This window comes from Acinetobacter tibetensis (assembly GCF_023824315.1).
Taxonomy (GTDB): domain Bacteria; phylum Pseudomonadota; class Gammaproteobacteria; order Pseudomonadales; family Moraxellaceae; genus Acinetobacter; species Acinetobacter tibetensis.
The window spans coordinates 2280093-2296766 of sequence record NZ_CP098732.1 but is presented as its reverse complement, the minus strand read 5'-3'; the positions used below and the strand labels follow the sequence as shown (position 1 = coordinate 2296766).

The window sequence follows — 16674 nt, the reverse complement described above, 5'->3', positions numbered from 1 at the left end:
GCGGGGATTATAACCTGAATCAATGAAACTCTTATGTTATTTATGCTCTAAAATGCTATCTTTACTTAAATATTTTACTTTTTATAACGATTAAATCGAAAAAGGCGGGTCTAATATGGTCGATCGAACCTTACGGCGCATTTTTATTCTTGCGGGTATCGTACTTATTTTATGGGTATTGTATTTATTAAAGCCAGTTGTACTCCCATTTATTGTCGCCTTTTTAGTCGCTTATTTGTTTAATCCGCTGGTGGAAAAATTTCATCAGATTGGATTGCCACGTTGGTTGTCTATTAGCATTGTATTTATTGGGATTGGTGTTGTTTTAACTTTAGCAATTTCTTATTTGGTGCCTTTGATTTGGCAGCAGTTAATGTATGCCAAAAGTAGTATTCCCGCAGGAATTCATTGGCTAAATGATACCTTTTTACCTTGGTTGTCGCATACTTTTAATTTAGTGCAGATGGAAATTGATACACATCAATTGTCTACGGTCGTCATGGATTATATTCAGACCAATTATAGTGCGGATAGCTTGCAAACTATGGTATTGAAAATTGCCCAGTCTGGACTGAGCTTTATTCAGGTGGGGGGTACAGTTGTTCTTATTCCAATTATCGCTTTCTATTTCCTTTTAGATTGGGATCGTATGCTCGATAGTATGCGTCGACTTATTCCACGTCCTTACGAAAAATCTACTTTAAAAATTGTGGGTGAATGTCATAGCGTACTGGGCGCATTTGTGAAGGGTCAGTTTTTGGTGATGTTGTTGCTCGGCATTGTCTATGCGGTTGGTTTGCAATTAATTGGACTAGAAGTTGGACTGATTATTGGTATGGTGGCAGGTTTGGCCAGTATTATTCCTTATCTAGGTTTTGGCGTTGGAATTATTGCGGCTGTGATTGCGACATTTTTCCAGTTTGGTCTTGATTGGATGCAGTTGGCTTTGGTTGGTGTGGTATTTATGATTGGTCAAGCCGTAGAAGGTTACATTCTGCAACCATTTTTGTTGGGGGATAAGATTGGTCTGTCACCCGTCGCTGTGGTTTTTGCGGTATTGGCGGGTGCGCAATTGGCAGGATTCCTAGGAATGTTAATTGCATTGCCTGTGGCTGCGGTGATTGTTGTGCTGCTTAAACACGCACGAGAATGTTATGAGCAGAGTCAGTTGTATGGTACGCAAGCAGTTGTGACTTCCTTTGCTGAAACAAATTCTATTAGTATAGAAACTTCGCAAATGGATATTGATGTTGAAATTAAAGAGCAAACTTCGAAAGATCAGCACACTGCTGAGAAATCGAGTAACATTGAACCCAAAACATAAAGCGTATAAGGCTTAATCACGAATATGCGTCAACTGCAATTAGATATTGAACCCCAACTTGATGCCCGAATCAGTGATTTCTCTGGTCCAGGTTGGGGTCACGTCATTGATGCAATTCGTCAGCTACATGCAGGTTTAATGAATCGATTCTATGTATATGGCGGTGCTGGAACAGGCAAAAGCCATTTACTTTCTGCGATTTGTGATTCTTATTTGGATGTGGGTAAATCTGCGATTAAAGTTTCGTTATTAGAGCTGCTGGATGCACCTACGGAGGCGATTACCTCTTTAGAACGCTATGATTTGGTTGCGCTTGATGATATCGAAGCGATTTGTGGTGTCCCACATTGGCAAAAAGCAGTATTTCACCTGATCAATTATAATAATGAAGTTGGCGGACAACTGGTTTTTTCCTCTCGCTTTGCACCAATTGAATTGAAATTAGAATTACCTGATTTGCAGTCCCGATTAACCCAAGCAGTGAGTGTCAAAGTTCCGACTGGCAGTTTATATGCAGATCGACAAATTTTAGTCAGTTCTGTGCTTGCCCGACGTGGCATTCATATTGATCAGCAAATTATTGATTATCTTCTGTTACATGGTCCACAGCAGGCTTCGATACTTTTGCAAACTTTAGAGCAGTTAATTCAATTGCTTAAAGGCGAAAAAACTAAACTCAGCCATGCCACTTTAAGACAAATTTATGCCTTAATCGATGAATATCAATAACAGATAAAAGCGCTTGAGTAATTTAAAAAGCTGTGACAAAGTACTGATAAATTTGCATCGCAGGGATTTGCGAGCATAGAAAAATAATAGAAATGTATGTTAAGGAGAACAGGATGCTGCAAATCAGCATGAACCCTCAGTGTGTCCAATACCATTCAAATCTTACCTTAGCCCAGAAAATATGCAGTGCAATCGTGCTGTAGTTGCTTTAATGCCCAAAGAATTTGGCAATTTAGTCAATTTTATTTGTATTGGCATCTTTTAGGCTGTACAGCAAAAGGACTGCAATCAGATTGCATTGAAATTGTTTAGAAGATGCAATCTAGAAAAACAAGATAATTAAAAAATTAAGGAGAGATGTATGCTCAAGCAGAGCATTGGTGTGGGAATGTTATGTCTAGCTGGGCATGCTTATAGTGCAAATATTAGTGTCACCACCACTGAAGATGTTGTTAAAGATGATAAAGAATGTTCATTGCGAGAGGCGGTGAACTATATCAATCAAGATATGCCTAAAGAAGGATATTTTGGCTGTGGTGGGGAAGATGCAAGTCCTGTCATTTTATTAGAAAAGCAGAAAGTTTATAAACTCAATTCACACTTAAACATTCAGCGTGAATTAACCATTAAAACCAATTATGAGGCTGATTTTAATGAGACGCCTGTTTTAGGTAAAAATAATGCCGTGCTACAAATGCAGGCGAAAGATAATATTTTGCGCATTGATGATGGTTCACAAGAGAAGCTACTGAGTGTCGTGCTGTATGAAATCAGTCTACAAGGTTGTGGTCAGGTTCAATGTGCTCAACAAGGTGGACTGATTTACAACAATGAATATCTACAATTAAGTTATGCAGTATTATCTGGGGGATATGCTGCTCAAGGTGGGGCAATTTATAATGTGGGTAATTCAACAATAGAGAATACGACGGACAGTTTAGTTGTCATTCAGAATAGTTTGTTGGAGAAGAACTATGCGAATGAAGGTGCAGTTTTATTTACCCAGCATCCTGCCTATAAAATTCTCAATAGCGTTATTCGAAATAATGAGACAACAAGTACCACATCGGCAGGTATTTATTCATCGTTATTATTTAATACAGATCAGTTGCCTACCTCCATATTAAATGTCGCAAACTTTATTAAGAACAGTACTTTTCTACAGAATAAAGGTTATTTGCTGAATTTACGTGATGGCATTGGCTTAAATAACCTGACCATGATTGGGAACGCACAAGGCATCCAATTTGTTGCTCCACAGGGCAAAGCTTTTTTGGCTAATAGTATTTTGGTGGGAAATCCGTATCCAATTACAAATCAGCAGGATTGTAAATTTGAGTCTGGTGATCAGAGCATTTTACAAAATAATTTAGTTTCGGCGATGTGTGGACAAGGATTAGCAGAGTATCCGAATGATATTTTGACCCAAACGGCTTTAGTTGCGGGCAGTACAATTGAAGGAAAATGTAGCAGTGCAAATTTAGATCGGCAAAGTTTAGTCTGTCCGTTTAATCAGGGAACGAGTAACTTTTTAGGTTACTTTAAGCCGCGCTTATTGGTGTCCTATCAAAACTTGAGTGATTCTTTAATCGTTAATAAGGGTAAACAAGCTACAGGTTCTGATACTGCACGGGTCGAGTGTGAATCGAGTGATCAGCGTGGGCAGGTCCGTGATTCAAATAATGTGCTTTGTGACCGTGGTGCTGTTGAGTTGGTGTTTCCAACAACAATCGCGTTAATCGGGGATGATATCAATTACGGTGAAGTTGCGAAAATGTCGGTTGCTGATTTGCTGGGGGATGGAGAGCTTTTACCGAAAGATCAATGTGAAGCCTTATTGGGTGCGAATCCAGCGGGTGGTGCTTGGCAAGATGGATGCTTACAGGTCGTTCCAACAATTACTCAGCCTAAAGGGACTTTAACCATAGATGAGCAAGGAAACATTCAGTATAAGCCGAATGGAAACTGGCATGGTGCTGATATTTTCAAGATTCGCTTAGTCACGACAACTACACGATTCAATGATTCTCAAAACCCTTATTTAGAGATAAAAGTGCAAGTCTCTCAGGCACCAGCTGGACAAATGGAAAACAGTAAAGTGAAAACTTCGGGCGGGAGTGCAGGGGTATTTAGTTTATTCGGTTTATTGGGACTGATTGGATTACGTCGTTACAAGAAATAGGCAAGGGAATTGACCGTGAAAAATTATAAAAAAGGTTTACTTACGTTAATGGTACTTTCTGCGATGTCATTGATGGCAGCAGAAGATACGTTTATTCATGTCACTACGTTTGATGATGAAGATGGTAACAACTTAAATCAATGTTCTTTACGCGAAGCCATTAAAACGGCAGCCGAGAATAAAGCCTATGGTGGATGTAATGCAGGTGATACGCGTCTAGGACAAAAAGATCGGATTCAGTTAAAAGAGGGAACATATACACTGAAGCGTGAATTAGTCCCACAATCGGTGATTGAGATTTATGGTGCTGAGCCGCTTGATTATTCCAAGAAGCATGTATTAACAAATACATATCCTGCCACGACGGCGATCAAAACAACCATCAGCGGCGAAAATCAAACGCGAATATTGAATAGTTCTTTATCAAAATATGGGACTTCATTTAAAAACTTAACCTTGGCGAATGCTGTAAGCACTGGATTGGGTGGAGCTATTTATGCTGGTGCGGATATTAATTTGTCCAATGTTGCCATTATAAATTCACGTGCGGCACAAGGTGGTGCAATTTACCTTGATGGTGACATTGCACTTACGATCGATCATGCTTTAATTCAGGGTAACCAAGCAGGACAAGGCAGTGTTTTGGCGATGACTTGCCAAAACAACTTGTTGTTCACGAAGCCGACAATCTCTATTCAAAATAGCAGTATTGTTGCCAATGGCGCGGTAAATAATCAGAGTATGTTGGATCTTTGTGGTGAAGCATCGACTTTACTGCAAACCAATACCATTGCCAAAAATCAGGCAAATATCAGTACAGGGGCGATTATTAAAAATGTCTCGTCTAATGCTGCGCAGGCAAATTTAAGTGAAAATAGTACGCTGATATTGCTCAGTAATACGATTGTTGAGAACAATGCGGCCAGTACGCTACTTTACGATCAATTAGGTAGTAAAAATATTTCATTTAATGTGTTGGCTTATAATTCGGGGCAGTCATGTCGTTATGCATTGAATAACGGGAATGTGACCGATGCCAAACTCAATATGACTGCAATCAATAATGCCCTGCAATTGGCTGCTGTAACAGGGCAATGTAATCTACCGAAGGTGGCTTATGAAAGTAATATTTCAGGAACCAATACCAATATTGATGTCAGTAATATTTCGATGGGAACATTACTAACTGCGTATACGGGACCGAATGCCAATACAGAATATCTACCGCTGTACTATCCAAAAGATAATCAGACCGCGAATGATCTGGTGAATCTGAATGCGATTGGGTGTAGTGATGTTGATCAACGTGGATTTAGTCGCATTACGGATGCAACGTTGATTCTTAATCCAAGTATGAAAAATACCTGTGATATTGGTTCGGTTGAGCTGATGCGCTTAACTGCGGCTGATATTATTAATTTAAAGAACTTATCTTATTCGCAAATGGTGGATGACTATCAGCAAGCGATTGATTTATATCAAGCACGTTTGGATGATAAATCGACGGATGCGAAATATTTGACGCAATATCAAGCTGAGTTGACTGCTTTTAAAGACTTGAAGAGCAATACTGAAAAGTATGCCAAGTATCGTGCGATTTATATTGATCCGTTTGCACTTGCACTGCCTGATGAACAATGGGTGAATAATGAATCACAGGTTAAGGCATTAAATGCAGAAAACTATACGATTAATACCCAGGTATTGGGTATGGGGCATTATTCTGGTGAGGGCAGTAGCTTTCAATTTATTGGCGATCAAGATCCGAAGTTAAAATGTGAGTGGGTGCCAGAACTTAAACGAATCATGTTTTATCGCCTAGATGATAGTATTTCTACTATTGGTGAGAATGCTTTATGTACTTACAGCATCACCTCGAAAACAGATGCCACCAAAACAACATCAGGCTTATTAAGTGCGAGTTTTACCAATATTTCCCCAATTGCAAAAGAGGATACTTACAGCTTGCAATATGGATCTAGCCAGAAAATTTCGTTGCATCCACTAGAAAATGATTTTGATGATGATGGTCCCAAAGGCAGTATTGCTGGACTGAATAAAGCCGACTTTTATCATAATGAAGCAGGTCAGGAGTTGGCAATTCGCTTGGATAGTTTACCAAGCGCGATGATGATTGACCCGTCAGTTCCGAATGGGCCATGTCCAGGAAGTGCAATGCGAGATACCTGTTATTCGAGCGATTTGGTGGTGCAGGTAAAAAATAATTACAGCCCATTCGACCAGATTATGGAATATACCGTATTTGATGCCGAAGGTTTGGCTTCAAATCGAGCAAAAATTTATTTAAATAACACAGCTAAGAATACAGTCACATCTGGCGGTGGCGGCGGTTCAATTGGGTGGTGGAGTTTACTGGGTTTATTCGGTTTAGGTTTGTATCGACGTCATAGTCAAACAAAAAAGCATTAAGCAAAATGAAAACATTAACTTCGTTGAGTACCGATGAGGTTAATATTTAAAGATGAAATAGAAATATAAAAAGCCAATCTTACTTATTGTAGATTGGCTTTTTATATACTGTTATTTATTGCTGTTAAAGTGTTCTTAATGCTGTTCAGTGGTGTGATGTAGGTATTTGTTCATATACTCTTCACGTATGGTAATACGTTCTTCGGGTGTGGCTTTTTGCATACGTGCACGTAAATCATTACGTTCCTGACTGCTCATTTGCTGCCAAGTTTCACGCATTTTCTGTTTCTCTTGTTCAGGTAACTGCGTGAACCAGTCCATACGCTGTTGTAAGCTGCTACTTTGTTCATCTGGAATTTCTTTGAGAGATTGATAGCGTTTGATTAATGCACGCTGTTCTTGCTCAGAAAGTGTTTCCCATGTTTCGGCCACTTGTGTGTTGGCATCTTTAGAAAAAATCCAAAAACGTTCAAAACCTGCAAAACTTGTTTGCAAGAAACCGAGTGCACAAAAAGCAAAAGCTAAACGTCTAGCTGCCATGTGGAACTTTGTCCTCACCTAAAACCATTAACATTTCCAAATCCTCAACCATTTGCGGAGAGAGTTTTGGTGTTACTACAACTTGATTCTGTGGTTTTTCAGACATATCGATAGAATTTGGTAAAACCACAATTCCTGCAATTGCTGCTGCCAGAGCAAACCCAGTCATTTTGAAATAAACAAAGCGTGATGATTTTTTTTGCTGGATATGATCCAAAACATGATTCATCACGACAGGTTTTGCCTTATGTTGCTGAGCAAGACCATCAAGTTTGGAAGTGATTTGTTTTAAGAAATCATCTTGTTTCATTCAGATGACCCTCCCGAATATGGATTCAAATGCGATAACGCAGATCGCAAACCTTGAATCGCGCGATGATAATGTGTTTTTACACTGCCTTCACTACAATTCATAATTTGAGCAGTCGTTTGCGTGTCAAATCCTTCCCAAGCCCGAAGCATAAACGCTTGCTGTTGACGAACTGGCAGTTGGCGAATCGCAGCTTGAATTTCTTCAATAGTGACTGCCTGATCCAGAAACTCAAGTGGGCTAGGCGTTGTTTCATCAATAACATCCTGAATTTCAAGATCATCTTCATCTAGACTCACCTTTTTAAACAATGAAAAAGGCTGAGAGCGACGAGCTTCTTTACGACGCCAATCTTGCAGTTTGTTATTTAAAATGGTGTAAAACAGGGGATACCATTCTTCAGTCGACTTCTCTGAATAGGATTTATGCAAAGAAATAAAGGCTTCTTGGACCAGATCCATTGCGATGCCTTGTTGTCCTTGCGTTGCATTTTCCATCATCACGAGTGCGCGTCCAGTTACGTCTTGCATAAAATTTTTCAGACGTTGTTCAACCGTACTTTTTAAAGCACTTAAATTTTCGGACTGAGACTGTTTCGGCGCTAAATCCATAGAGATGGAAAACCCTGTCATTGGATTATCACCATTATTTCCAATACATATCCTTAATAACGTTGGAAATAATGGTTTGGTTGACAATATCCGTTATTATTTTTTCAAGTGTAATCTTTTTTTGAAATTAGACGAGACAATTTAAAATAAAAGTGTATTAGATGCGTTGGCGTACCATTTCAAAAAAGCAGATTGAACCCGCAATAGCGACATTGAGAGATTCTTGACCACCTGGCTGTGGAATGCTTAGTGCTTGAGCATGTGCTAAAGCAAAGTCAGAAACGCCTTGGCCTTCATTACCTAAGATCCAGACACAAGCTTGTGTTAAATCTTTTTGATATAAACTTTCAGCTTGATGTGAGCTGGTCACATACACTGGAATTTCAAAGCGGTCGAGTACATCTTCGATGGCAACGTTTTCATAGGTGTTGAGGGAGAAGTGTGCACCCATGCCTGCGCGTAATACACGTGGTGACCAGAGCGCTGCAGAACCTTTGGTACAAATCACTTGCTTGATACCCGCTGCTGCTGCAGAGCGAAGTAGTGTGCCGACATTGCCTGGATCTTGAATGTTTTCCAAAATCAGGGTATCCAAGCTAAAGTCTACACTTTGGCTTGAACTTGGTAAGTCTACAACTGCCAAGAATGGCAAAGTAGTCCCCAATGTGCTTAAGTCACGATATAGGCTTTCAGCAATGACAAAAACAGCACCTTCATATTCATCTAAAATATCGCAAATATCAGGGTGTTCGAGTGCATTTTCAGTGGTGAAAATAGAATTGAGTTTCTTCTTTTTTTCAACCCAAGCTAAGCCTAAGTGTGTCCCTTCAAGCACGGTTTGACCTTGCTTTTTACGGTAGCTACTTTGCTCTATTAAACCACGGAGATGTTTAATCTTTGGGTTGTCTTTTGATTCAAGGAAAATAATTGACATGGAGGAGACTCATGCGCATAACGCGTCAGATGGTTATGCGCATTTAAAAAATTAGTTGTGGTAGCCAGTCACTAAATTGACTTCGTTTTTAGAACCAATAATCACAGGGACACGTTGGTGTAGGTCAGTCGGTTGAATGTCAAGAATACGAACGCGACCAGTTGTAGAAGCACCGCCAGCTTGTTCAATCAGCATACTCATAGGGTTTGCTTCATACATTAAACGCAGGCGACCTGCTTTTTTCGGATCTTTAAGGTCGTATGGATACATGAAAATACCACTACGGCAAAGAATACGGTGAATGTCGCCCACCATACATGCAACCCAACGCATGTTGAAGTCTTTTTCACGTGGACCTGTTTTACCTGCGAGCAGTTCTTCAATATAACGTTTTACTGGGTTTTCCCAGTGACGTTGGTTTGATGAGTTAATAGCATATTCTTTGGTATCTGCTGCCACTTGAATATTTTCAGAGGTGAGTAAGAATTGTTGAGTTTCTGGGTCAAAAGTAAAGAATACCGTACCCGCACCGACTGTTAATGCCATCATGGTTGATGGGCCATAAAGCACATAACCCGCAGCAACTTGCTGGTTGCCTGCTTGCATGAAATCCGCAGACTGAGTCACCGCATTTTTTGCAGGCAAGATTGAGAAAATAGTACCTACGCACATGTTAATGTCGATGTTGCTTGAACCATCAAGTGGATCAAATAACACTAAATATTCGCCATTTTCTTGGGCAGGAGTAAAGTCATCTAATTCTTCTGATGCTAAACCACCAACATGTGGATGAATTTTTAATGCATCAATTAAATAGTCATTTGAAATCACATCCAGTTTTTTCTGTTCTTCACCTTGTACATTTTCATGTTCAGCACTGCCCAATACCCCAGCAAGCGCGCCTTTTTGTAAAGCTTGATCAATGGTTTTACACGTATTTGCAATAGTATCAATGACTTTTGCAAGCTCAGGTGTAAGATTCCCAGTTTGTTGTTCTAAGAATTGGGAAAGGGTGAGGTATGCCATGGCAGGAAAACTCCGAGTGAAAACCAATCAAATTGAGCAAAAAAAATTTAGACAGCTAGTTTAGATGAGAATGCCGCAAAAGAAAAATTAAACTCGATTATTTGGCTTGATTTTGCCCTTGCAACTTTTAGGGATAATGCTATGTTGATGTGAAGGATGAAGAAGAATTGAGGAGCAGCAGAATGACTACACAAAAGTTTGATGCCATGCCAACGCAAAATGAAGGCATTAGTTTAGATGATATTAGTCCTGAAAAGGTGAAAGAAGCTTGGAAAGAATATGAAGCCAAGCCTGAATATAAAGATTTCAATAAGCATGACCTCATTGAATCCATGCAGCATGAGCATGAAGAAGATGAGCAGAAACCAGCTTAATGCATATAAAAAAGCGCTTTAATTTTAAAGCGCTTTTTTATGCCTGTAGACCTTCTTATTTTAATAAAGGTGGTACAGCTTCGTAGTTGATTTCTACGCGACGGTTTTCTTTCCACGCATTCTCATCATGCCCTGCATTGATTGGCATTTCTTTACCATAGCTGACCGCTTCTAATTGAGTCGGGCTTACACCATTGGTGATTAAGAAGCTTTCTACTGCTTTAGCACGACGCTCACCTAGTGCCATATTGTATTCACGCGTACCACGTTCATCAGTATGACCAGTTAACGCAACTTTCGAGTTTGCATTTGCCATAAGGAACTGGGCGTGAGCTTGAAGTGTTTGGTAATCTTCATTTGAAAGATCGCTGCTATCGTAGTCAAAATGCACCACACGTTTCGCTAAAAAAGCTTTGTTTGCAGCCGTAACCCCTTTTGAAGATGCACCTGCAAGATTTTGTGCATTTAACGCAGCATCTTCACTTAATCCTTCAGTGCTGACTGTTGTACCAGCAGAATTTGGTGTTTGACCTGTTTGAATTTCGGCTGCAGGTTTACGGCTGGCACATCCAGTCATAATCAGGGCTGAAGCCAAAACAGGTAAAACCAATAGTTTAATAGCGTTCATCTTCATCTCCATAAAGATAGATTTTTAAAAATTATTTAGGTGCCCAAGCAGGTTCACGAACTTCACCTTGTTCACTTGGTAAATTCATACGGAAACGACCATCGACTGACATAATAGAGAGCAAGCCACGGTTATCTTCACGAGTGGCATAAACCACCATTTGACCATTTGGAGAGAAGCTCGGGGATTCATCCAGACTGGTTGGGGTCAGAATATTGGTGATCCCCGTATTAATATCTTGAATTGCAACTTTGTAGCTGCTACCACTTGGACGATGCACCAATGCCACTTTTTTACCATCAGCACTTAAAGTGCCGCGAGCATTGAATGCACCACGGAAGGTAAGGCGCTTACTACTGCCATCTGCGAGGCTGTAACGGTAAATTTGTGGTGATCCACCACGGTCTGAAGTAAAAATAAAGGATTTACCGTCGGGAGCGTAACGTGCTTCGGTATCAATAGCGCTGTCATTGGTCATACGCTGTAACTGACGTGTATTTAAATCCATTTGATAAATTTCTGGATTACCATGCATAGACGCAGTAAATAACATGGATTTTCCATCTGGAGAGAAGCTCGGTGCGCCATTTAAGCCACGGAAGCTTGCCAGTTTTTCACGTTGACCTGTCGACAAATCTTGCACATAAATCGCTGGACGTTTGCTTTCAAATGACACATAAGCAATTTTTTGTGCATCGGGTGTCCACGCAGGAGACAAGATTGGATCACGCGAGGTCAGAATGGTTTTAGGCTGTTCACCATCTGTATCTGCAATTTGTAAGGTATAGCGCTGCTCAGGTGTTGTAGGATTACGGAGCACATAGGCAATACGCCCGCTAAAATCTCCCTGAATGCCAGTTAATGCTTGGTAAATAGCATCGCTGATCATGTGTGCGGCTTGACGTACACGTGAAGTGGGTACGGTCAATAATTCATTGAGTAGATATTGTTTTTTTTCAACATCATAAAGTTGGTAATGAACTTCATAACTTCCCGCAGCATTTTGTTTGATTTCCCCAGTGACGACATAAGGCACGCCAGCGGTCTGCCATGCAGCAGCATTGGGATTATTCATACTTGCACTTGCAGGTAAGTTTTTCGATGCACTGCTAAATTTTCCTGAACGATTCAGGTCATTTTCAACAATAGAATAAATGGTTTGATCATTACTAAATGGAATAATCGCAATTTTGGGAGCTTGCTCTGGTGCCTTTGCAATTTCTAAATGAAGTTGAGCATGGGCAGTTTGTGCAATGACAGGTAGAAAAGCTGTCATGATTGCTAAACCAAGTAGATGTTTACGCGTATTTTCCATCATTCGCTGTATACTCTAAAACGTCAATTTTTGTGGGTTGTGTGAAATTGCCTAACATAATGGCATGAATTTTCATGATTTAAAGCATTACATTATGGCTAAACTGTTATAACACTGTGAAAATACTTAATCGCCATGCTTTTTGCATGGCGATTGTGATTATTGAGCTGTGAAAGATGAGGTAAATGTGCGTGCTTCGCGCCGTGCATCAGGGTCTGAAGGCATTGGATAAGGTGCTGCTGCACGAACTGCTGCTTCGACACTGGCTTTCATATCTGGGTCGCTTGAATTGACGACAACCGATAAAACTGCACCACTCTCACTTAAGGTGACTCGAGCACTGGCTTTCTGACCCGATGCGCTCGCAGGTGGATTCCACGCACGCTTGACTTTGTTTTCAAAGTCTCGTTTTGCTGTAGAGGCAATACGTTTTGCTTCAGCTTTTTTATTGGCAGCTTCTTCCGCTGCTTTCTTCGCAGCAGAGGCTTTAGCTTCTGCTTCAGCGCGCTCTTTCGCATCCGCATCGGCTTGTGCTTTTGCAGCAGTTTTAGCTTTTGCAGCAGCGTCTGCCTGAGCTTTGGCTTTCGCAGCAGCGTCTGCCTGAGCTTTGGCTTTCGCGGCAGCATCTGCTTGCGCTTTGGCTGTTGCAGCAGCGTCTGCCTGAGCTTTGGCTTTCGCGGCAGCATCTGCCTGAGCTTTGGCCTTTGCAGCGGCATCTGCCTGAGCTTTAGCTTTCGCGGTAGCATCTGCCTGTGCTTTGGCTTTTGCAGCCGCATTTGCTTGAGTTTTAGCTTTTGCAGCAGCATCCGCCTGCGCTTTGGCTTTTGCAGTAGCATCGGCTTGCGCTTTGGCTTTTGCAGCCGCATTTGCTTGAGTTTTAGCTTTTGCAGCAGCATTCGCCTGCGCTTTGGCTTTCGCGGCAGCATCTGCTTGAGCTTGTGCTTTCGTAGCGGCGTCTGCCTGAGCTTTGGCTTTCGCAGCGGCATCTGCCTGAGCTTTGGCTTTTGCAGTAGCATCCGCCTGTGCTTTGGCTTTTGCATCTGCTTGCGCTTTAGCGGCAGTATCTGCTTTTGCCTTTTCCTGAGCTAAACGTGCTGCCTGCTGCTCAGTGGTGTTGGTTTTTGGTGGCGCCACAGGAATGACAGGAGTAGGTTCTACACTCGGCTCAGCAGTTTGCGTAATTTCAGGGGCAATATTTTCATGCGCAGTTTCTGAAAATTCAGTTTCTTCGCGTGGAGTAGGTTGTAAATCTTGCGGTTTAATTAATATGGTTTTGATTTGCTCTGGTGGTTTAGGGGGGGTACTCATTCCTAAATAAAGCAAGCCCACAACCGCAAGTACATGCACACCGAAGGTAAAACCCAGTGCAATTGCGTTTTGTTTGAAAGGTGGCTTTTGAAAATTCTTCATATTACTTTAAAGGTTCGGTCAGTAAGCCAACTTGAGTTAAGCCTGCATCTTGAAGGCTTGACATTAACGCCATCACTTCTCCATAAGGACGAGTTTGATGACCATTGATCACAACATTGAGTTTTTTGTTATTTTGTTGAGCTTGCGCTTGAGACTCGACTAATAGTTGAGTGAGTTCTGTCAGTGCAAGCGGCCCTGTCGTTTGACCTTTTTGTTCTAAGAAATATGTGCCGTCTGCTTTTAAAGAGACAATAGAAGGAGCATCTTCAGATTGCAGTGGAGTGCCATTGGCTTGCGGTAAATCGACTTTAATACCACTGGTAATCATTGGGGCGGTGACCATAAAGATCACCAAAAGCACCAACATCACGTCAATATAGGGCACGACATTCATGTCGCTCTTTAATGGTTTTTTTATGCGCTCAAAGCGTCCTGAACGTTGAATCGCCATCAGTCATTTTCCTGAACAGAACCTACCGACTGACGTTGTAATAGCGCCACCATTTCTTCTGCAAACAGAGCACGGTCTGAATAAACCGCTTCACCTTTAGCAGTAAAATGGTTGAAGGCTAGAACGGCTGGAATCGCTGCAAATAAACCAATCGCAGTTGCAATCAAGGCTTCCGCAATGCCAGGTGCAACGGTCGCTAAGGTCACTTGATCGACATCTGCCAGACCAATAAAGGCATTCATAATGCCCCAAACAGTTCCGAACAAGCCCACATAAGGTGCGACAGAACCAATACTGGCTAAAGCGCCTAAACCTTGTTCTAAATTACCCTGATCACGGCTTAAACCAACACGTAAAATACGTTCAGTACCTTCGATGGTTTGTTGCGTTGCTGCATGACGTTTTTTAAGTTTGAGGTATTCACCCAAACCTTGATAGAAAATGTCTTCTAGCCCGACACGTTTAGAGTTGAGTTGAGCATTGTTGTAAAGGGTATTGAGTTCGGCACCCGACCAGAAGATTTTTTGGAAATGTTCATCATCTGCTTGGGCTTTTTTATAGCTCTGATGTAACTTGGCAATCAAAAACCAACTGTAGAGTGATGCAAATAAAAGTAAAAGCATCACCAGTTGTACGACAGGACTTGCTTGTAAAATGAGGTCTGAAACGTGAAGTGTGGAGTCTAATTGATTTGCCATAGTTACACTGGAGCCGAGTTTTCTTAGATTTGTTCTAACTCTTTACGAATTAGATCGCGAATTTCATCTGGCAAACGACGAGGTTTCATTTCTGCACTAATACATGCTAACTCGACTTCGCCAGAAGCCAACAAGATTTCACCACGATAAATATTTTGTTGCAATACAAAAGACGTAGCTTTACACGAAACTACACTTGCTGTAACAGTAATGAGGTCATCCATGAGAATTGGACGCATGTATTTAACATTAATTTTGTGCACCACGAAGTTGTAGTCTTTTTGGTGCCAGTAATGGTCTACACCAGAGGCACGTAACCATTCGGTACGGGTACGTTCCATAAAGCGAATATGGTTGGCATGATAGACAATACCGCCTGCGTCAGTGTCTTCAATATATACACGAATTTGAAATTCGAATTTATTCGCCATGATAGTGTTCCATGTCTAGATTTAATATGGTGTTTCGAAGCCCGTGCTTGTCCAAAGCTGCTTAGAATAATTGCAGCTATAATGGGGCTGAGTCATGGGCTAGGTAATGCCATGAAGTTTAGCAGTTTGAAATGACCGTCCAATGGCACAAGATTTCAATCTGAAAATGGATGAGGCTAAGTTTGAATAATAAAAATGGATATTTCGATTTGCATTTTTGGGGGGGAAAGATGAGCCGTCGGGCCTATTTAATTTGGTTGATTGTGATTGTTACAGGACTCATTTATTGGTGGAAGCCAAGTCCTACGATTGAAAATGCTCAAGATCATCAGCGAGTCAGTGACACAGTTCAAACTTTTAATGGTTATACCATGACCAATTTGGCGAATTATGAGGGGCAATTTAGGGTTTTATCACGGGAAAACTATCGTTCTGGACGTGAAGCAGAGCTTAGCCCTGTTGATTTTGCCTTGGGATGGGGCGCGATGGCAGATCCAACAGTTTATAAACAGCTTTCGATACGTCAGAGTAATCGCTGGTATTACTGGCGTTATGAAAATCAGCCACCTATTCCACGCCAAGAGATTGAAACACAAAGTGCCAATACACATTTGATTCCTGCGAATGCATCCATTGCAAAACAATTGGAGGATGTTGATCAAGATGACCTAATTTATTTAAAGGGACATTTGGTCGAAGTGAAATCGGCGGATGGTTGGGCATGGCGCAGTTCACTCAGTCGTGAAGATACAGGCAATGGGGCATGTGAGTTAATGTTAGTGGAAGAGGTGAGGGAGCTTTAGCTTGTTTGCAAATTGACCCTCTGGGCTTAGAGGGAATGGGTTGATAATCTAGACAGCATAATGCATTTGAATATGCCAATTACCCCTGTTTTGGCAAATCCTATTTTCACTCCTATACCATAAGATTTAAGCTGCTGTTGCATCAGTTTAGAGGTCTGAAACTTCATATTTCCCAGTTCTGGATGTTGATGAATGTGATGACGTAGTTGGATAGTTTGTGCTTCATTTTTTCGACAGCAGTGTTAATCCAATCGGCAAAACTTAAGGGACTACATAGTAGACGCGATGTAACAAAACAGGATAATCGGAATGATTTCATGCAATACACAGCCTTGTGATAAACGGAAGGCAAAACCATGTAAGTATATTTTTTGATTTTTAAGGTATCGACTTATATTGTGAATGCTCGAATTTATCATGAGATAGACGAGTTGTTCGGCTCAAATAACCGCTATTTTTCGAGTTTTCTTGAAAAGGA

At 41.1% G+C, this 16674-nt stretch carries 17 protein-coding genes and 1 pseudogene; 6 read left to right on the top strand and 12 right to left on the bottom strand.

Annotation, left to right across the window (positions count from 1 at the left end):
• Positions 1-115 precede the first annotated feature (115 nt).
• The 4 genes from cxpE (at position 116) to M5E07_RS11190 (ending at position 6665) form a co-directional block, all read left to right on the top strand.
• Positions 116-1324, top strand: coding sequence for a chloramphenicol efflux transporter CxpE (gene cxpE, locus M5E07_RS11205; protein ID WP_252219304.1), 1209 nt, complete (start codon positions 116-118; stop codon positions 1322-1324).
• 24 nt (positions 1325-1348) lie between these two features.
• On the top strand, positions 1349-2053 hold the full coding sequence (gene hda / locus M5E07_RS11200) for a DnaA regulatory inactivator Hda (RefSeq protein ID WP_016165940.1): 705 nt from the start codon (positions 1349-1351) through the stop codon (positions 2051-2053).
• 361 nt (positions 2054-2414) lie between these two features.
• The gene (gene rbtA / locus M5E07_RS11195; RefSeq protein WP_252219302.1) at positions 2415-4235 is read left to right on the top strand and encodes a rhombotarget A; all 1821 of its coding nucleotides are present in this window, start codon (positions 2415-2417) and stop codon (positions 4233-4235) included.
• Between the two features lie 15 nt (positions 4236-4250).
• Complete coding sequence (locus M5E07_RS11190; protein WP_252219300.1) at positions 4251-6665, top strand: CSLREA domain-containing protein; 2415 nt, start codon at positions 4251-4253, stop codon at positions 6663-6665.
• 135 nt (positions 6666-6800) lie between these two features.
• Here M5E07_RS11190 and M5E07_RS11185 read toward each other — a convergent pair whose 3' ends face one another.
• From M5E07_RS11185 to M5E07_RS11165, 5 genes are all read right to left on the bottom strand, one after another.
• A complete protein-coding gene (locus M5E07_RS11185; protein WP_116759337.1) occupies positions 6801-7205 on the bottom strand; it encodes a DUF3106 domain-containing protein in 405 nt (134 codons plus the stop codon).
• A complete protein-coding gene (locus M5E07_RS11180; RefSeq protein ID WP_116759336.1) occupies positions 7195-7515 on the bottom strand; it encodes a hypothetical protein in 321 nt (106 codons plus the stop codon). The genes M5E07_RS11185 and M5E07_RS11180 overlap by 11 nt, the downstream gene beginning before the upstream one ends.
• Positions 7512-8126 carry an RNA polymerase sigma factor gene (locus M5E07_RS11175; RefSeq protein ID WP_116759335.1) on the bottom strand — a complete coding sequence of 205 codons (615 nt, stop codon included), beginning with the start codon at positions 8124-8126 and terminating at the stop codon, positions 7512-7514. The genes M5E07_RS11180 and M5E07_RS11175 overlap by 4 nt, the downstream gene beginning before the upstream one ends.
• A 157-nt stretch (positions 8127-8283) precedes the next feature.
• Positions 8284-9060 (bottom strand): TrmH family RNA methyltransferase, encoded by a 777-nt coding sequence (locus tag M5E07_RS11170; RefSeq protein ID WP_116759334.1) that lies wholly within the window; start codon positions 9058-9060, stop codon positions 8284-8286.
• Between the two features lie 51 nt (positions 9061-9111).
• Positions 9112-10086 (bottom strand): class 1 fructose-bisphosphatase, encoded by a 975-nt coding sequence (locus tag M5E07_RS11165; RefSeq protein ID WP_116759333.1) that lies wholly within the window; start codon positions 10084-10086, stop codon positions 9112-9114.
• A gap of 182 nt (positions 10087-10268) precedes the next feature.
• Between M5E07_RS11165 and M5E07_RS11160 the strand changes: the two genes are divergently transcribed.
• Positions 10269-10460: an NF038105 family protein gene (locus tag M5E07_RS11160; RefSeq protein ID WP_116759332.1), complete on the top strand. Its 192-nt coding sequence runs from the start codon at positions 10269-10271 to the stop codon at positions 10458-10460.
• 55 nt (positions 10461-10515) lie between these two features.
• On the opposite strand, the gene pal is transcribed toward M5E07_RS11160, so the two are convergent.
• The 6 genes from pal to ybgC all read right to left on the bottom strand — a co-directional run bounded on the left by pal (position 10516) and on the right by ybgC (position 15393).
• On the bottom strand, positions 10516-11088 hold the full coding sequence (gene pal, locus M5E07_RS11155) for a peptidoglycan-associated lipoprotein Pal (protein WP_131263825.1): 573 nt from the start codon (positions 11086-11088) through the stop codon (positions 10516-10518).
• A gap of 31 nt (positions 11089-11119) precedes the next feature.
• Complete coding sequence (tolB, locus tag M5E07_RS11150) at positions 11120-12403, bottom strand: Tol-Pal system beta propeller repeat protein TolB (protein ID WP_252223791.1); 1284 nt, start codon at positions 12401-12403, stop codon at positions 11120-11122.
• A gap of 159 nt (positions 12404-12562) precedes the next feature.
• Complete coding sequence (tolA, locus tag M5E07_RS11145; RefSeq protein ID WP_252219297.1) at positions 12563-13813, bottom strand: cell envelope integrity protein TolA; 1251 nt, start codon at positions 13811-13813, stop codon at positions 12563-12565.
• A 1-nt stretch (position 13814) separates the two neighbouring features.
• Positions 13815-14264, bottom strand: a complete 450-nt coding sequence (gene tolR / locus M5E07_RS11140) for a protein TolR (RefSeq protein WP_116759328.1) — start codon at positions 14262-14264, stop codon at positions 13815-13817.
• The gene (gene tolQ / locus M5E07_RS11135; protein WP_016165954.1) at positions 14264-14962 is read right to left on the bottom strand and encodes a protein TolQ; all 699 of its coding nucleotides are present in this window, start codon (positions 14960-14962) and stop codon (positions 14264-14266) included. The genes tolR and tolQ overlap by 1 nt, the downstream gene beginning before the upstream one ends.
• Before the next feature lie 23 nt (positions 14963-14985).
• Positions 14986-15393 (bottom strand): tol-pal system-associated acyl-CoA thioesterase, encoded by a 408-nt coding sequence (ybgC, locus tag M5E07_RS11130; RefSeq protein WP_044739346.1) that lies wholly within the window; start codon positions 15391-15393, stop codon positions 14986-14988.
• Positions 15394-15623: 230 nt separating this feature from the next.
• On the opposite strand from ybgC, the gene M5E07_RS11125 reads away from it, so the two are divergent.
• Positions 15624-16196 (top strand): hypothetical protein, encoded by a 573-nt coding sequence (locus tag M5E07_RS11125; RefSeq protein ID WP_252219294.1) that lies wholly within the window; start codon positions 15624-15626, stop codon positions 16194-16196.
• 65 nt (positions 16197-16261) lie between these two features.
• On the opposite strand, the pseudogene M5E07_RS11120 reads toward M5E07_RS11125, so the two are convergent.
• Positions 16262-16515 (bottom strand): annotated as a pseudogene (locus tag M5E07_RS11120) (amidohydrolase); the annotation flags it as partial.
• Positions 16516-16674: the final 159 nt, after the last annotated feature.

Coding starts and splice junctions, on each gene's coding strand:
- tolB (WP_252223791.1), bottom strand. CDS start 12,403: ATGGAAAATACGCGTAAACATCTACTTGGTTTAGCAATCATGACAGCT.
- M5E07_RS11180 (WP_116759336.1), bottom strand. CDS start 7,515: ATGAAACAAGATGATTTCTTAAAACAAATCACTTCCAAACTTGATGGT.
- M5E07_RS11170 (WP_116759334.1), bottom strand. CDS start 9,060: ATGTCAATTATTTTCCTTGAATCAAAAGACAACCCAAAGATTAAACAT.
- M5E07_RS11160 (WP_116759332.1), top strand. CDS start 10,269: ATGACTACACAAAAGTTTGATGCCATGCCAACGCAAAATGAAGGCATT.
- M5E07_RS11165 (WP_116759333.1), bottom strand. CDS start 10,086: ATGGCATACCTCACCCTTTCCCAATTCTTAGAACAACAAACTGGGAAT.
- rbtA (WP_252219302.1), top strand. CDS start 2,415: ATGCTCAAGCAGAGCATTGGTGTGGGAATGTTATGTCTAGCTGGGCAT.
- M5E07_RS11175 (WP_116759335.1), bottom strand. CDS start 8,126: ATGGATTTAGCGCCGAAACAGTCTCAGTCCGAAAATTTAAGTGCTTTA.
- cxpE (WP_252219304.1), top strand. CDS start 116: ATGGTCGATCGAACCTTACGGCGCATTTTTATTCTTGCGGGTATCGTA.
- tolQ (WP_016165954.1), bottom strand. CDS start 14,962: ATGGCAAATCAATTAGACTCCACACTTCACGTTTCAGACCTCATTTTA.
- ybgC (WP_044739346.1), bottom strand. CDS start 15,393: ATGGCGAATAAATTCGAATTTCAAATTCGTGTATATATTGAAGACACT.
- hda (WP_016165940.1), top strand. CDS start 1,349: ATGCGTCAACTGCAATTAGATATTGAACCCCAACTTGATGCCCGAATC.
- tolR (WP_116759328.1), bottom strand. CDS start 14,264: ATGGCGATTCAACGTTCAGGACGCTTTGAGCGCATAAAAAAACCATTA.
- M5E07_RS11185 (WP_116759337.1), bottom strand. CDS start 7,205: ATGGCAGCTAGACGTTTAGCTTTTGCTTTTTGTGCACTCGGTTTCTTG.
- M5E07_RS11125 (WP_252219294.1), top strand. CDS start 15,624: ATGAGCCGTCGGGCCTATTTAATTTGGTTGATTGTGATTGTTACAGGA.
- tolA (WP_252219297.1), bottom strand. CDS start 13,813: ATGAAGAATTTTCAAAAGCCACCTTTCAAACAAAACGCAATTGCACTG.
- pal (WP_131263825.1), bottom strand. CDS start 11,088: ATGAACGCTATTAAACTATTGGTTTTACCTGTTTTGGCTTCAGCCCTG.